Genomic DNA, 14,370 nt, shown 5'->3' with positions numbered 1-14,370 from the left:
AAAAGAGCATTTTTCGACTTTCTATCATACCATACACGAATTGAGTTCCATTTGTAAACAATTCGAAACCGATCCATTCATGAATCGAAATAAAAAAAGCTGCCGGTGATCCCGGCAGCTTTCACAGAAGGAGATTAGATCTCCTCATCTTCTTTTTTCTTGATGTTTACTTTCACATCATCGTTTTTCTCTTCGTCATCTGCGTATACACGCTCTGGAAGCTTTCCAGTTTCGTAAAGAGATTTAATTTGCTCAGCATCTAATGTTTCAACTTCTAGAAGGGCCTGTGCGATGATTTCTAGCTTATCTTTATTCTCAGTGAGAATTTGCTTCGCACGTTCGTAGCTCTCCTTAATGAAACGCTGAACTTCTTGGTCAATTTCGTAAGCGATCGCTTCACTGTAATTCGGCTCATTGTTGAAATCACGGCCAAGGAATACTTGACCTCCTTGTGATTGACCGAATTGAAGCGGACCAAGTTTATCAGACATACCGAACTCTGTAACCATTCTTCTTGCAATGCCTGTTGCACGCTGGAAGTCGTTGTGAGCGCCTGTACTTACTTCGCCAAACGTAATTTCCTCTGCAACACGACCGCCGAGCAAGCCGACAATTTTATCAAGAAGCTCTGGCTTCGTTTGGAAATAACGGTCTTCTCTTGGAAGCATGACCGCATATCCGCCTGCCTGACCACGAGGAACGATCGTTACTTTATGCACCATGTCCGCTTCGTCTAGGATAAGACCAATGACGGTATGACCTGCTTCATGGTAAGCCACGATATTACGTTCTTTCTTCGAAATGACGCGGCTTTTCTTCGCCGGCCCAGCGATGACACGGTCAGTCGCTTCATCGATATCACGCATATCGATTTTCTTTTTGTTTTGACGGGCAGCAACAAGTGCTGCTTCGTTTAGTAAGTTCTCAAGATCTGCTCCAGAGAACCCTGGTGTTCTGCTTGCAATGGCTTTTAAGTTGACTGACTCGTCAAGCGGTTTGTTTTTCGCATGAACTTTCAGTACTTCTTCACGGCCAATAACATCTGGGCGGTCAACCGTAATTTGACGGTCAAAACGTCCCGGACGCAGCAATGCAGGGTCTAGAATATCTGCACGGTTCGTCGCAGCAATGATAATAATACCTTCGTTGGCACTAAAACCATCCATTTCAACAAGAAGCTGGTTAAGCGTTTGTTCACGCTCGTCATGACCGCCGCCAAGACCGGCTCCACGCTGACGACCCACTGCATCAATCTCATCAATAAAGATTAAGCAAGGTGCATTCTTTTTCGCATTTTCGAATAAATCACGTACACGTGATGCACCGACACCGACGAACATCTCGACGAAGTCAGAACCACTGATGCTGAAGAAAGGAACGCCTGCTTCTCCTGCAGATGCTCTCGCAAGCAATGTTTTACCTGTACCTGGAGGTCCTACTAGTAAAACCCCTTTAGGGATTCTTGCGCCAAGCTCCGCAAATTTACGTGGATCCTTCAGGAATTCAACCACTTCTACAAGCTCTTGCTTCTCTTCATCTGCACCGGCAACATCTTTAAATTTCACACGTTTCTTCTCTTCTGTGTAAAGCTTCGCCTTACTCTTACCAAAGTTCATGACTCGGCTTCCGCCGCCCTGAGCTTGGTTCAATAAGAAGAAGAACAGGATAAAGATGATGATAAACGGAATGATGGTTGTCAGAACTTGCAGCCATCCATTTGTTTCAGGTGCTGGTTCTACTTTTACATCTGTATTCTTCAGTGCACTGTAAATTTGGTCAACACCTTGACCATCTGGAACATGGGTAATGAAGTATTGATCTTTCTTCGCGCCATCTAATTGACCACGAATTTCATAAACCCCTCTTACAGGCTGAATGGAGATACTCTCCACTTTTCCCGCACTTAGATTTTGCGAAAATTTGCTGTAAGACATGTTCTCAGGCTTTTGATTTGGGGATCCTAACCAACTGACGACCCCTATCACAAGTAATAAAATAAGTATATAAAAAATCGTATTACGAAAAACCCGATTCATTCCTTACCTCCTCCCACAGTAAGCACAACTATGTTCAATAGTATCATAGAAAATCATTCCAACACAACCAATAACCTCATGTATACGTATGCTGATCAGCCTTCGTAAACAGATGGTTTTAACACTCCAATATACGGGAGGTTTCGGTAACGTTCAGCGAAATCCAATCCATAGCCGACAACAAATGCATCTGGCACTTCAAATCCAACATAATCTGCTTTGATGTCTGCTTTGCGGCCGCTTGGTTTATCAAGCAATGTCACAATTTTAATGGAATTTGCTTTACGGTATCGGAAAAGCTCTACCAGATAGCTCAAAGTTAACCCACTGTCGATGATATCTTCCATAATCAAAATATCTCTTCCTTCAACAGAAGTATCTAGATCCTTAATGATCTTTACTTCTCCAGAAGATACGGTAGACTTTCCGTAGCTAGATACATCCATAAAATCAAGTTCTAAATATGTATCAATGTGTTTGATCAGGTCTGCCATGAATGGAAGAGCCCCTTTCAAAACACCAATAGCCAGGGGAAATTTACCATCATAATCGCTGGTTAATGTTGCACCCAGTTCCTTCACTTTTTGCTGGATCTCTTCTTCTGAGATCAAAATCTTTTCAATATCTTGTTTCATGCTTTTGCTTGCCCCCTACAAATTTTCGTGCTGTCTATATTGTAATACAATGAGATCGCTGTTTGTCATATCAATTTCTTCAAAAACGGATTTTTTCAGACCTGGGATCCAGATGATTTGATGATCCGAGTCAGTGACGATCGGCCAGCTGTCTCTTTCTGCAAGAGGCACTTTTTTATCAATAAATATATCCTTCACCTTTTTTGATCCATTCATCCCTTTAAGTTTGATTCGATCACCATTTTTTCGTGAGCGAATGATCAAAGGGAGACGAACATGATCTTTTTGAAGCAAGAAAAAATGGTTTCCGTTCCGTGCATCCTTCGGAACATGATTTGATACGACGATAGACTGTCCATTTGGGAGAAAAAGCTCTTCTCCGAGCTCAACCTTTAAGTGAAGAGCATAAGACTGGTCTAATACATGCGATCGTTCAAAGGTAAACATACAGTGATCATAAGACTTGACAGCTTGTAAACCTTTTGGCAAATCTAATGATCCAGACGGTTGATCTGTATGAGATAACCAGTCTAAAATCCCTAGAATATGCTGGTTTGAAAACGCTGATTGAGTGTTTTCATAAAGATAGTTTAATATTAGTTGAATGCCTCTTCTTTGTAAAGGCAAAGGCAGGTCAAGCAAAGGCTTCGTTTTGATCTCAATTTGCTTAGGCGATTGACTCGTTATCACTTGGTTCATTTGTTCCTTTGTTAAAGCCTGCAAGTATTGCTCATCCTCAGTCAGCATGTCACTTACAAACTGAAAGCTTTCATGTACATGAGGTGCCTCTTCTTTTAACACGGGAAGAATATGTCTTCTTACCCGGTTTCTCAAGTAGTCATCCGTATGATTGCTTTGATCAATGACATAGGGGACATGTTCTTTTTCACAAACTTTTAGCACGTCGTCTTTAGAGTATCCAATGAGCGGACGAATCAGCCATCCGCCTTGAAAAGGACGTTTTGCTTGGATACCCGCGAGTCCAATACCAACAGTCCCCCTCACAAGTCTCATCAACATTGTTTCTACTTGGTCGTCTCCATGATGTGCAAGCGCTATAAATTGAGCGTTGTATTGCTCCATCAATTGACGAAAGAAAGCATATCTGCACTCCCTTGCAGCTGCCTGTTTGTTTAAGCGGTTTTCTTTTGCATATTGGGTGACCTGTATGCGGGACGATTCAAAAGGGATCTCGTGCTCCTTACAGTAAGCCTCAACAAATGCCAAATCAGCGAAGGACTCTTCTCCTCTGAACATGTGATCTACATGGGCTGCAATCAGCTGATAGGAACCTTTGCGGCGCTTGTTAAGTTCATGCAGTAAGAGCATGGAATCCGGTCCGCCGGAAACCCCGACAATGACTGTCGTATTTTCAAGGTAAACATCATGTTTTTTCAAAAAAGATTCAATTCTACTCACAACTTCCTCCTCACAAAAGAGCAGGTAATTTAAAGATATACATATCCTATCACTTTCAGTAGCTCCAAGCAAAGAAGAAGCCTGCTTTTTTCCGGCTCTACAACAGGAACAAAACCACATATGCACAGTAAAGAGCGAGTACACTGCACACGATAAGAATGGTTTCAAAAAGTCCGCCTGATTTTTTACGCACTGACGTTCTCTTTGCTGCTGCAGCCCGCGATCGTGAGGTCACTTGTTGATTTTGATAAACAGCAGGTTTTGGCGCGTTTTTTTGCTGCTGCTTCTTCTGGCGCGATTTCCTTGATGCAATCAGCTGTCCTTCTTTCAGCATCGCACTTTTCATGTCTGCTGCTGATTGATATTTACCTTGTAGAGCAGCCTTTAACACCCTTTCATATCGCTTTAATAAAGGATGTCCTTCAATAGCTCGATAAAGCTGCTTTTCTGGTTCTGCTCCTTTTTTGAATTCTTTCTTATACGCACAGTTCACCATCACCATCGTCAGAGCAAATAAATCATAAGTTGGTTCAGCTTTTCGTGTACCGAATCCCCAATAGCCTCGATCAAAAAACTCGGTATACTCCTTAATTGCCCTGCCCGCTTTCGTCGTTCCTCCCACATCAATGCACCGGATCGTGGCCGGGGGCCCAGAAACAATGAGATTATCCGGCTTTAAATCACCAAAAATCCAGCCTTCCTGATGTAAATGAGCCAAGCTAGATAAAAGCTGAATCATTAAAACCACAATCCACTCATCACCCTTTTGTTTCACAAATTCAAGCAGTAATGGGCCTCTGACATATTCCATCACATAAAAAGAGCGTTTTTGAGGCATACCAGGATAAATCGCATCATCCATATCATAAAAAGAAGGCCCCATGGTTTTCACAGGAGCCTTTGAAAAGGATTTTAATACATTGACTTCAGATGCAATAAGCATACTGTCATCACTCACTTTAAGGGCCGCTTGCCCATGTGGCGATTCGGCCAGATAGACAACACCGTTCGCCCCTTTTCCAAGCTCTTTTACAATACGGTAATGATGGTGGTGCCATTTCCCTTGAATCACCGTGCCTAACGGGATGTTAGAAGCCGAATTCATCATCATGCTCTTCCTTTGCTTCAAGCAGCCCTTTGCGTGAACGAACTGATTTGAAATGCTGAAGTGCTTCCCGAAGCGCTGGTCCCGTTGGGGTGATTCCTCCAGTGGTCAGTTTTGGGAAAATAGATGATAATGAATCGAATCGAGGCGTCCAATTCAACACAATTTCAGCATCTGAGTTTTTCCCGGGAAATACACACATCCCAAACTGATTTTCTCCAATTCTTGAATTTAAACTGATGGAAAGGTCGATGAGTGCTTCTTTTACAGTCGGCAGCTTCGGTTTCATACTTGCACTTGTATCAACAAGCACGAGTACTTGAAGGTGAACCGTCTCTCCTAACTCATCTACAACCTCCATTACTTCCCCGCGCTTATCAGGTGGAAGTTCTTCAATTTCAGCATCTTTGCCGAGAATTTGCTGCAATTCTTTATTCACAACACCTTGCAAGGTTTGTGTCATCGCTTTTTTTGTGACCATTTGTACTGTTTGAGATAACTGCTGGACGTAGACAACTTGATGGATACCTCCGCCTGCGAGAGCAATCCCCTCTACTTCCTTCATCGCTTCATGATCGTGTCTGTTTTCTTCCATAATGCCAATGACATTGACTGTAATCCCTTGTTCCTTTGCCAATGAGGCAATCGCAAGCGGGTCTTCCCCGTGGTTTGAGCAGCCATCTGTAATCAATAAGATTTGGTTGACGTGACCTTTTCGCATCTTCATTCCTCCTGGGATTGTAACTGAATGCTTATATCCCCATCATCGCCAGAAGAAATTCATATTATACGATATTTTAAGAAATCTCTTGTTTCTCAAGATAGAATGTACCGGTCGGAATGGAAGCCCATTTTGGTGTGTTGTGATCGAGCCTGATGACAACAACTGTCATATCGTCATCAATTTGGCCTGCTCTTGTTCGAATGACCTCTTCCATTAATAAATCAGCAATTTCTTGGGGATCTTCTGTTTTAAAGCTTTTCATTTTCCGTTTCACCCACAGATCATGATTTTCAATATGCTTTGGCCCTTCAAAAATGCCGTCACTCATCATAATCAATAGATCTCCTGCCTTCATCTGTTCACTCACAACCTCGACTTCGAATTCATCAATAATACCGATTGGCAAGTTGCTTGCTTGTACCTTCATCACCTGATCACCCCGTTTAATAAAGCTGGGTGTTGAACCAATTTTGAGGAACTTACAGCTCGCATCCTGTAAATCAATGATCGATAAATCCAATGTTGAGTAGATCTCGTCCGTCGTTCTTAAAGATAAAATACTATTAATGGTTTTAATCGCCACTTTTTCATTGATACCTGACGCCAATATTTTTTCTAACAGCTTAATCGTTTCATTGCTTTCAAAATGAGCCCGTGCTCCGTTGCCCATTCCATCACTAATAGCTGCAGCATACTTGCCCGCACCAAGCTCCATCATGCTGTAGCTGTCTCCAGATACCAGTCCTCCGCCTTTTGCTGCATGTGCCACGCCTGTAGCCACTCGGTATGATTTAGCAGAGCCAAATACAACGTGGCAATAGCCTGTTGGATGCTCTGCACACTGCTCTGCTTTGACTAAAATCTGTTCTTCTAAAATATCTGAAAGCATTGGAGCAATGATTTTTTCACATTCCCCATGCCCTTGGCAATATGGGATTCTCATTTCAATATCCACATTTCCCTGCTCCAAGCTATAGATTTCTACTTGCTGGATTTCAATGCCAAAGTGCTGAAGCGCTTCTATCATCTGCTCTTCCTGAATAAAGTGCTGTTCTCTTTCTCGTTTTATTTCCCGGGAAAAATCCTCCATTACTTGCGAGACCCCCATCAGCTGTTCAGCCACAAGACGTCTGCTGTCTTGGACTTTTTTCTTCAATGTCTGATTGGCTTTATAGTAAGCGATCTCCTCTTCGATCAATTCCTCGACATGTTTTGATTTTGAGCAGTGCTGACTAAATTTCTTTTTCAATTTTCGGTTATGCTCATACGTTTTTTCATCAGATTCATGCATAACTTGTTTCATTAGTTCATAGGTTGTATCAAAGTTCTGCACCCAGCATTTATTTTTCTTATAGCACGTTTGACAGGATCGTTCTGTGATCGTACTTAAAAAAAGATCTACATCCTCTTCCTGCTTCTTCTCTTCAGGAATGGATTCGTAAAATGTCGCAAAACTCTCAGACAGCGCATGAAATACATGAGAGAACTGATCTACCTTTTTTGCTGTCACGTCTCGTACCTTCCGAGCATATTGCTGCTGCTCTTGTACATGCTCTACCGTACCAGGAATGTATTTCGCTACCTTGGAAGTAACTGATTGCGGCGTGAGCAAAAAGAGTGCAACCGCTATAAGTGATTCATACAGTGTGGTCAGGAGACCTGCTGATCCTTCCCCGTACAGTGAAATGAGTAAGGAACCCACAATTAAGCCGATGGCTGCCCCTGCTTTCTTCCCTTCTTTCAGCAATCCGCCTAATAATCCTGAAAAGGCAAGAAGACTCATCTGATAAAGGTTTCCGATGTTAGCGAGACCGAGAATTAATCCTGTCACAACACCGACCGTACACCCAATACTGGCTCCGCCAATAAAGGCAAATGTCAGCACTACATAACGTGACAAAATATGCTCTGCCTGCATTCCTTGAAATGTGATCCCAGCAAGACCAGTTAAAACTGAGGCAATTAAAATCATAAAACAAATAATTTCTTCGACCTTTAATGAGTGTTTAATTTTCCTGACTGTAAAAATCGGCAGACTTTGAAGAAAAATCAGAGTCAAAATGAAGGCAAGTCCTGCTTCGACACCCGCCATGACGTAATCATAGCTTTGCACAGCACCTTGCTCTAAGTAAACAAACGCTCCTCGGGTGATCAGCATTGAGAGAACAATGACAACCGGTAATGTTTTCACTGGGTCTTTGATGATGAAAGAAACCACCTTTGACATAAGGAGAAACATGAGCAGCGACGCAAACACAAACAATGCATTTTGAGGTGATATCGTCATCGCCCCTGCGAGTAAAGCTAGACAAGCAAGCATCGCCTTATCTCTTTTAATAAGCAGCATGGAGCCAAAGAAAGGCAGAGCAAACGGCATAATTTCAGATAATATAAAGGCTCGTCCTAATAAAAAGCCTAGAACAACATAAATAAACCCTTTATAGAAAAAAAGAGAATGCGTGTGATGAAGAAACAGGTTTTTCATCTTTTTTAATCCCGCACTGATTCTTTCAAACCCCGCTCCTGTTAAATCAGTTCTTCTTTCTAGTTTTTCCATCTTCTCATCCCCCACCTGATATTCGTTGCTTGTCATTATAGCGAAGGTGAAAAAGAAATTTTGTCAAAAGAAGTTGTCGTTTCCATAAAACGTTCGACGCTTTATTCGTCAAAGAGGCATACTTTCATGAAAGTCGATGTCTTTCATCAGAATTTTACGAAGGCACAAAAAAACAGCTTTCCTATAGAAAGCTGTTTCGAAGATGACCCGTACGGGATTCGAACCCGTGTTACCGCCGTGAAAGGGCGGTGTCTTAACCGCTTGACCAACGGGCCTTGCTTTATGTTCTAGTTAAAAGGATAGCGGCGGAGGGGATCGAACCCCCGACCTCACGGGTATGAACCGTACGCTCTAGCCAGCTGAGCTACACCGCCATAATGAAAATGCGCTAAGAAGCACAAGAACTATAATACAAAGGATTCGCTTGTCCGTCAATAGAAAGTTTTAAATTAAATGACGAAATCTCAAAAAATGTCGTATGGATCATGAAAAAAAGCACCTGCTGAACAGCAGATGCTTTGTTGTGAAAATATATAGAAAGCAGCAACAAGTTAACCTCTTCTTGCTCCGCGCCCCCCACGTTTTGATTCCGTGTTACGTTTTAAAGATGTTAAGCGATCTTCGCTATCTTTTAAGAATTTGTTCATTTTTTGTTCAAACGATTCCTTCGGACGGAAATCATTTCTGCTTGGTCTTGATTGTTGTTGAGGACGATCTTTTGCTTTTTTAATGGACAAGCCGATTTTACCGTCTTTTTCAACGTTAATCACTTTCACTTCAACTTGTTCACCGACTTTTAAATGCTCATTAATATCTTTTACATAGTTATCGGCTACCTCACTGATATGAACGAGACCAGTTGAACCGCCTGGCAACTCCACAAAAGCTCCAAAATTTGTAATGCCCGTAACTTTCCCTTGTAACTTGCTGCCAACTTCAATCGACATAAAAAAAGTGCTCCTCCTTAGACTTATAAAAAAATCTCATTTGTTCAATTATACATAAACTGAATTTTAAGTGTCAACAAGGCTAATCGCTCTTATTGCCCACATCAAAGATTTTTTCGCCTTTTTTGGACATATAATAGTCCCGTCGTGCCAGTTCGAGTACGTATTCCTTGCTTTTCAGCTTCTTAATTTCATCAGAAATATCTTCCTGCTTTGTTTGTAATTGCTTCAACTCTTTTTCGAGCGCAACCTTCTTCTCTTCTTTTTCCTTTAGTGAAGACGATTGCGACCAGAGGGCACTTGTCACCAAGACAGCAAACATGAGCACGATTACACCAAACACGGTAAGCCTTCTAAGGAGTCCGCGACGTTTGCGTTTTAAGCGCTGCGCTTGCTGTTCCATTTGTTTTTGGTAATCATTTTGAATTTGTGCGATATTTCTTTTTCTCTTGTTCAAGATTGAAGGCCTCCTCTCTCACTTTGTCCAGAATTGTTTCCATTTCGTTTTGATGGTACCAGATAATTTCTTGGCCCCTTGTAAAATTCCTGCTCCTTTTGAGAAAAACACTCTCATTGATGTTCGCCATTTTTCGGGAATCCGATGAATAATGGTCACATTGAGTAACCAGATGAGCGGATAACAAACAATCGACAGCACCTTCCACACGAGCCGAAACGTAAAACGAACTAGACGTAAGAGCGAGTGGAGCAAGAACAGTATAGCACTTATGACCAATGTGATCATCCAGCGGATCGGCTGGAAGACAATCGACATGACCAGCCTTTTCAGGAAGAGAACGGTCTGATATACACACATCATGATAAACTTGAGAATCTTAAGATACAGATGTTTCATCAATGCCTGATACATCGAGAAACCTAGAGCAACGGCTAGAAAAATATAAAGCCTGAATTCTCCCTCATTTGTCAGCAGCAGGACGTAAAAGAATAAGAGACCCTGTACCATCCAAAAAAGGAGATCGTGGATAACCAAAAGCCATTTTGCTGTTTTTTCCCGATTCACAAACAGCTTGTACGTATCAAGCGATGCGCCCAGCCAGATGCCCATCGCCGCCATGGAAAGCATCGTATAAAACTGGACTGTCAGCGTCATTTAAACAGCTTGCTAAAAAATCCTTTAGCTTTCTCCCCGTGCTGCTCATCCACATAGATTAAATCAAAAACACGCCCTTTAATCGACACAACGCCCTTTTCGACGTCTAGGTTTTTCATTTGCAGATTTTCTCCGCGGATGGCGAGAATCCCCATGACCGTCTCCAGCAGAAATTCCTCACTATCAAAACTTTCCACTTGTTTGACACCAGTAATATCTAAATGCTTTCTGTTTCGCATTGTGACATTATGCTCCGCGTCTGATGACAGCTTCGTGCCTTGAGGTTGATTATAATATTGATTCATCTATACATCCCCCATATCTCATACTTGCATGTTACTGCATTGTATGTGATAAGAGGGTCATTTAGAACAAGCCCTATTCTGCTGTTTTTTCTTCTTTTAGCACAGTATACATGCCAGCCGCTTCTTCTTTTTTCGTCGTGTCCTTTAACTCGTTGACTTGAACAGTCACTAGTTTTTGACCAAAGCGGATTTGCAGCTCATCTCCTTCTTTCACGTCAGAGCTTGCTTTCGCCTGTGTTCCGTTAATAGAAATCCTGCCTTGATCAGCTACTTCTTTTGCCAATGTTCTTCTTTTAATTAAACGGGACACTTTTAAAAATTTATCTAGTCTCATGTGTCTTCACCTCTTTCTATGCGTTTCGCATCGTTCCATAGCTCGTCCATTTCCTCTAGCGTTAAGTCATCTAATGAACGGCCTATGTCCTTTGCTTTTTGTTCGATATGCTGAAAGCGCCGTATGAATTTTGTGTTGGCAGAAGCGAGCGCCGTTTCAGGCTCTAAGTGATAGAACCGGCCAATATTGACAAGAACAAACAAAAGATCTCCAAATTCATCTTTCATCTGCTTCGTTGCACCTTCGTCCGTCTTCTCTGCCACTTCATCGAGAAATTCCTGCTTTTCTTCTTCGTATTTGTTCCAAATATCTTGAACATCTGTCCAATCAAAGCCTACCTTGGCAGCTTTCTTTTGGAGCTTATATGCCTTTGTTAGTGCTGGAAGTGTCGCCGGAATCGATTGCAAAATAGAACCGGTCCGCTCTGGCTTCTCCTGCTGCTTGATTTTTTCCCAGTTGGCAACCACATCTGCTGCCTCAGAAACATTCGTGTCACCAAACACATGGGGGTGCCGCCGAATCATTTTTTCTGTGACATGCTGAATGACGTCATCGATTGAGAAATAACCGTCATCTTCGCCAATTTGAGCGTGAAGCAGCACCTGCAGCAGCACATCGCCAAGCTCTTCCACCATATGATCTGTGTCATCTTCATCTATCGCTTCAAGCAGTTCATAGCATTCTTCAATTAAATATGGTTTGAGTGATTCATTTGTTTGTTTTTGATCCCATGGACAGCCGCCCGGACCTCTTAATGTACGTATAACGTCACGGAAGGTGTCAAATTGTTGATAAAGCAGCTGTTCATCTTGAATTGGAGGAACATAAACACTCGTTAAGTTATTTATCGACACATCTCGATCAAGTTCAAATAAAGGAACGGCAGTAATCTGTTCCTGACTGCTTCCAGCTGCAGTCACAATATAAACTTCATAATCGTCGGGAAGCTTTTCCATCAGTGTGAGTTTCACATTCGAAGCTGTCATCTGATCATATACCTGACAAATCAGGACGTGCTGGGTTAATTTCAGATCATCCGCTCTCATATCCCCTGCATCAACGAATTGTAATCCCTCGATGGGATCAATCTGCAAGGAGTTGAATGTCGCATCTAGAAAGCTTTGTCCACCAGCGACAGACACCTCAATCCCGCGCTCTTTCTGCCCGGAAACGAGCAGCTGTACGGTCTTTTCTGCCACAAATGGATGACCAGGTACTGCGTACACAATGTCTTTTTCCGCTGCCTCTGAAAATAATATTTCGGTAATTTCCTGATACACCTGATCAAACTGATCGTGCTTTTCATAAATTTCATCAAAAAAGGTGAGAGCTGGGACCTCCTGCATCAACTCTGCGGTAAGCGGATGATCCTGCGTTCTCATAAATACTTCTTTCGCCTGCTTCAGCTGCTTATATACACCGAGCGTCAGCTGATCCATGTCGCCTGCCCCGAGACCGACGACGGTAATCTTACCTGCCATTTTGATTCCCTCTCATCTGTTTAAAATATAAAATCTTTTCTCCTAATGGAATGAGTCTCCATTCCTCGTCCGTAAATACTTCTAGCTTAAGAATACTATATAAAAAGGCGAAACCACCAATAAAAACTGATGTCAGGCTCTCTAAAACGGAAAACGGACGTTTTTCAAAGGGTATGACCCATGAAAACAGAGCCTGATATCCTATTAAGACCACAGCCATGAAGGCGGCTGATAAAAGAATTTTCACCGGGAACAGCTCTCTCAACGAAATCCATCCTTTATGCTTCAAATAAACGGCATTGAGCACGGCTGCTGTGAGAAAACCACATACAGTTGACCATGCGGCACCTTGGATGCCAAATAACGGTACAAGCGCAATCGTTAGAATCCATTTCACCAGCACGCTGAGGACCACCACAACAGCAGGGTACACAGTATGCCCGAGCCCTTGCAGTAAAGCCGTCTGCGTAATGGCAATCGATGTAAAGGCGATCGATATACAGAATATTTGCAAGACATCGGTGCCTAAATCATTACGAAAAAGCATTGTATTTACTGGTGCTAAAATACAAATCAATCCAACCGCTGACCCTATCCCTAATACCGACGTGGTCTTAACCGATGACCGAACTTTTTGCCGTATCGTTTCACGCTCTCCATTCCTCATAGCTGCCGATAAAAATGGCACAAGTGAGGTTCCGATGCTGATGGCAAACACCGTTCCGAGCTGTAAGAAAGGCTGGCCTCGGTCATATACACCTTTCGCCGCCTTTGCCGCCGCTTCACTGAGACCCTCGCTGCGCAGCAGCGCATACAGATGAAAAGCATCAATCATTTGCATCCATAAAATGAGCAAACCGCTGACACAAATCGTCAATGTATACAGCACCAAACTCTTCATAACATCTTTTTTTCGAAGTGTCTGTTTGCCTGACATACTTGCAGCAGACTGCTTTCGATAGGTCAGCCAAAGGAAAAGAAGCAAAATGAGCGAGGCCGCACTTCCTGCGATAGAAGAGAACACTGCACCCGCCCCTGTTTCATAAAGCGAATAGCCATGCCTCACGAAATAGAAGGATAAAACAAGCAGGACACCTACCCTGATGAGCTGCTCAACCAACTGAGAAACAGCCGTTGGAAGCATCAGACCGTCACTCTGAAAAACTCCCCTCAGCATCACAGTGAGCGGCAGAAATAGAAACACAAAAGCACTCATCTGGATGAGCAGAATTAATTGACTGTCTGCCATAAGACCCGCAATTGTGCCTGCTCCTATGTAAAGACAAAGAAATAAGACCAGGCTCAGTAAAGTGATATAGACCAAGGATACCCTTGTAATGATCCGTCGATTCTCTTCCCCATGCTCACTCAAAAGCTTGGACACCATGACAGGAAAACCTGTTGTACCAAGCATGATGGCAATGCCAAGGAAAGGATATACCTGCTGATAAATATAAAACCCTGTGTCCCCTACGATGTTTTGAAACGGGACACGGTAAACGGCACTTAGTACCTTTGATAACAAGCCTGCGATGGTCAAAATCACCGCACCCTGGAAAAGCCAGTGCGGCTGATTCACAGCATTTTTCATGGATGACTCCTTTAAAATAGATCTACAGTTAAACGCACTCATTATATCATACGTGAAAAAGACGTTCCTTTCTAAGGAGTAGACGGCACATGTCTCGTTTTGTTTCATTCCATATAAAAAAC

At 42.6% G+C, this 14,370-nt stretch carries 13 protein-coding genes and 2 tRNA genes; all 15 read right to left on the bottom strand.

Annotated elements, in window-relative coordinates:
• Nucleotides 1-134: 134 nt before the first annotated feature.
• Complete coding sequence (gene ftsH / locus NSQ34_RS00425; RefSeq protein WP_034284252.1) at nt 135-2,036, bottom strand: ATP-dependent zinc metalloprotease FtsH; 1,902 nt, start codon at nt 2,034-2,036, stop codon at nt 135-137.
• Nucleotides 2,037-2,131: 95 nt separating this feature from the next.
• On the bottom strand, nt 2,132-2,671 hold the full coding sequence (gene hpt, locus NSQ34_RS00420) for a hypoxanthine phosphoribosyltransferase (RefSeq protein WP_008357399.1): 540 nt from the start codon (nt 2,669-2,671) through the stop codon (nt 2,132-2,134).
• Nucleotides 2,672-2,686: 15 nt separating this feature from the next.
• Complete coding sequence (gene tilS / locus NSQ34_RS00415; RefSeq protein ID WP_268456653.1) at nt 2,687-4,090, bottom strand: tRNA lysidine(34) synthetase TilS; 1,404 nt, start codon at nt 4,088-4,090, stop codon at nt 2,687-2,689.
• Between the two features lie 97 nt (nt 4,091-4,187).
• Nucleotides 4,188-5,195: a protein kinase family protein gene (locus NSQ34_RS00410; protein WP_268456655.1), complete on the bottom strand. Its 1,008-nt coding sequence runs from the start codon at nt 5,193-5,195 to the stop codon at nt 4,188-4,190.
• Entirely contained in the window at nt 5,179-5,916 is a 738-nt protein-coding gene (locus NSQ34_RS00405) for a VWA domain-containing protein (RefSeq protein ID WP_034284249.1), read from the bottom strand. Before NSQ34_RS00405 ends, NSQ34_RS00410 begins: the two co-directional genes overlap by 17 nt.
• A gap of 76 nt (nt 5,917-5,992) precedes the next feature.
• Nucleotides 5,993-8,476, bottom strand: a complete 2,484-nt coding sequence (gene spoIIE, locus NSQ34_RS00400; protein ID WP_041115224.1) for a stage II sporulation protein E — start codon at nt 8,474-8,476, stop codon at nt 5,993-5,995.
• 203 nt (nt 8,477-8,679) lie between these two features.
• Nucleotides 8,680-8,751, bottom strand: a tRNA-Glu gene (locus NSQ34_RS00395).
• 25 nt (nt 8,752-8,776) lie between these two features.
• Nucleotides 8,777-8,850, bottom strand: a tRNA-Met gene (locus NSQ34_RS00390).
• A gap of 177 nt (nt 8,851-9,027) precedes the next feature.
• Nucleotides 9,028-9,423: a S1 domain-containing RNA-binding protein gene (locus NSQ34_RS00385; protein WP_008357409.1), complete on the bottom strand. Its 396-nt coding sequence runs from the start codon at nt 9,421-9,423 to the stop codon at nt 9,028-9,030.
• A gap of 82 nt (nt 9,424-9,505) precedes the next feature.
• Nucleotides 9,506-9,880, bottom strand: coding sequence for a septum formation initiator family protein (locus NSQ34_RS00380; RefSeq protein WP_003217952.1), 375 nt, complete (start codon nt 9,878-9,880; stop codon nt 9,506-9,508).
• Nucleotides 9,881-9,898: 18 nt separating this feature from the next.
• Nucleotides 9,899-10,537 carry a spore cortex biosynthesis protein YabQ gene (yabQ, locus tag NSQ34_RS00375; RefSeq protein ID WP_061109546.1) on the bottom strand — a complete coding sequence of 213 codons (639 nt, stop codon included), beginning with the start codon at nt 10,535-10,537 and terminating at the stop codon, nt 9,899-9,901.
• Nucleotides 10,534-10,842 carry a sporulation protein YabP gene (gene yabP, locus NSQ34_RS00370; protein WP_024425646.1) on the bottom strand — a complete coding sequence of 103 codons (309 nt, stop codon included), beginning with the start codon at nt 10,840-10,842 and terminating at the stop codon, nt 10,534-10,536. Before yabP ends, yabQ begins: the two co-directional genes overlap by 4 nt.
• A gap of 73 nt (nt 10,843-10,915) precedes the next feature.
• Entirely contained in the window at nt 10,916-11,176 is a 261-nt protein-coding gene (locus NSQ34_RS00365; protein WP_008341839.1) for an RNA-binding S4 domain-containing protein, read from the bottom strand.
• The gene (gene mazG / locus NSQ34_RS00360) at nt 11,173-12,657 is read right to left on the bottom strand and encodes a nucleoside triphosphate pyrophosphohydrolase (protein ID WP_046314456.1); all 1,485 of its coding nucleotides are present in this window, start codon (nt 12,655-12,657) and stop codon (nt 11,173-11,175) included. The genes NSQ34_RS00365 and mazG overlap by 4 nt, the downstream gene beginning before the upstream one ends.
• Nucleotides 12,647-14,248: a polysaccharide biosynthesis protein gene (locus NSQ34_RS00355; RefSeq protein ID WP_061109545.1), complete on the bottom strand. Its 1,602-nt coding sequence runs from the start codon at nt 14,246-14,248 to the stop codon at nt 12,647-12,649. Before NSQ34_RS00355 ends, mazG begins: the two co-directional genes overlap by 11 nt.
• Nucleotides 14,249-14,370 lie beyond the last annotated feature (122 nt).

Origin of the sequence: Bacillus sp. FSL P2-0069 (assembly GCF_038593315.1) — a bacterium.
Lineage (GTDB): Bacteria > Bacillota > Bacilli > Bacillales > Bacillaceae > Bacillus > Bacillus safensis.
The sequence above is the reverse complement of the archived record's forward strand: the minus strand, read 5'-3'. Positions and strand labels throughout refer to the sequence as shown.

Bases quoted from the DNA above. Each gene is read 5' to 3' on its own strand.
- yabQ (WP_061109546.1), bottom strand. From the start codon at position 10,537: ATGACGCTGACAGTCCAGTTTTATACGATGCTTTCCATGGCGGCGATG.
- mazG (WP_046314456.1), bottom strand. From the start codon at position 12,657: ATGGCAGGTAAGATTACCGTCGTCGGTCTCGGGGCAGGCGACATGGAT.
- NSQ34_RS00405 (WP_034284249.1), bottom strand. From the start codon at position 5,916: ATGCGAAAAGGTCACGTCAACCAAATCTTATTGATTACAGATGGCTGC.
- spoIIE (WP_041115224.1), bottom strand. From the start codon at position 8,476: ATGGAAAAACTAGAAAGAAGAACTGATTTAACAGGAGCGGGGTTTGAA.
- NSQ34_RS00365 (WP_008341839.1), bottom strand. From the start codon at position 11,176: ATGAGACTAGATAAATTTTTAAAAGTGTCCCGTTTAATTAAAAGAAGA.
- NSQ34_RS00385 (WP_008357409.1), bottom strand. From the start codon at position 9,423: ATGTCGATTGAAGTTGGCAGCAAGTTACAAGGGAAAGTTACGGGCATT.
- yabP (WP_024425646.1), bottom strand. From the start codon at position 10,842: ATGAATCAATATTATAATCAACCTCAAGGCACGAAGCTGTCATCAGAC.
- NSQ34_RS00355 (WP_061109545.1), bottom strand. From the start codon at position 14,248: ATGAAAAATGCTGTGAATCAGCCGCACTGGCTTTTCCAGGGTGCGGTG.
- hpt (WP_008357399.1), bottom strand. From the start codon at position 2,671: ATGAAACAAGATATTGAAAAGATTTTGATCTCAGAAGAAGAGATCCAG.
- NSQ34_RS00410 (WP_268456655.1), bottom strand. From the start codon at position 5,195: ATGAATTCGGCTTCTAACATCCCGTTAGGCACGGTGATTCAAGGGAAA.
- ftsH (WP_034284252.1), bottom strand. From the start codon at position 2,036: ATGAATCGGGTTTTTCGTAATACGATTTTTTATATACTTATTTTATTA.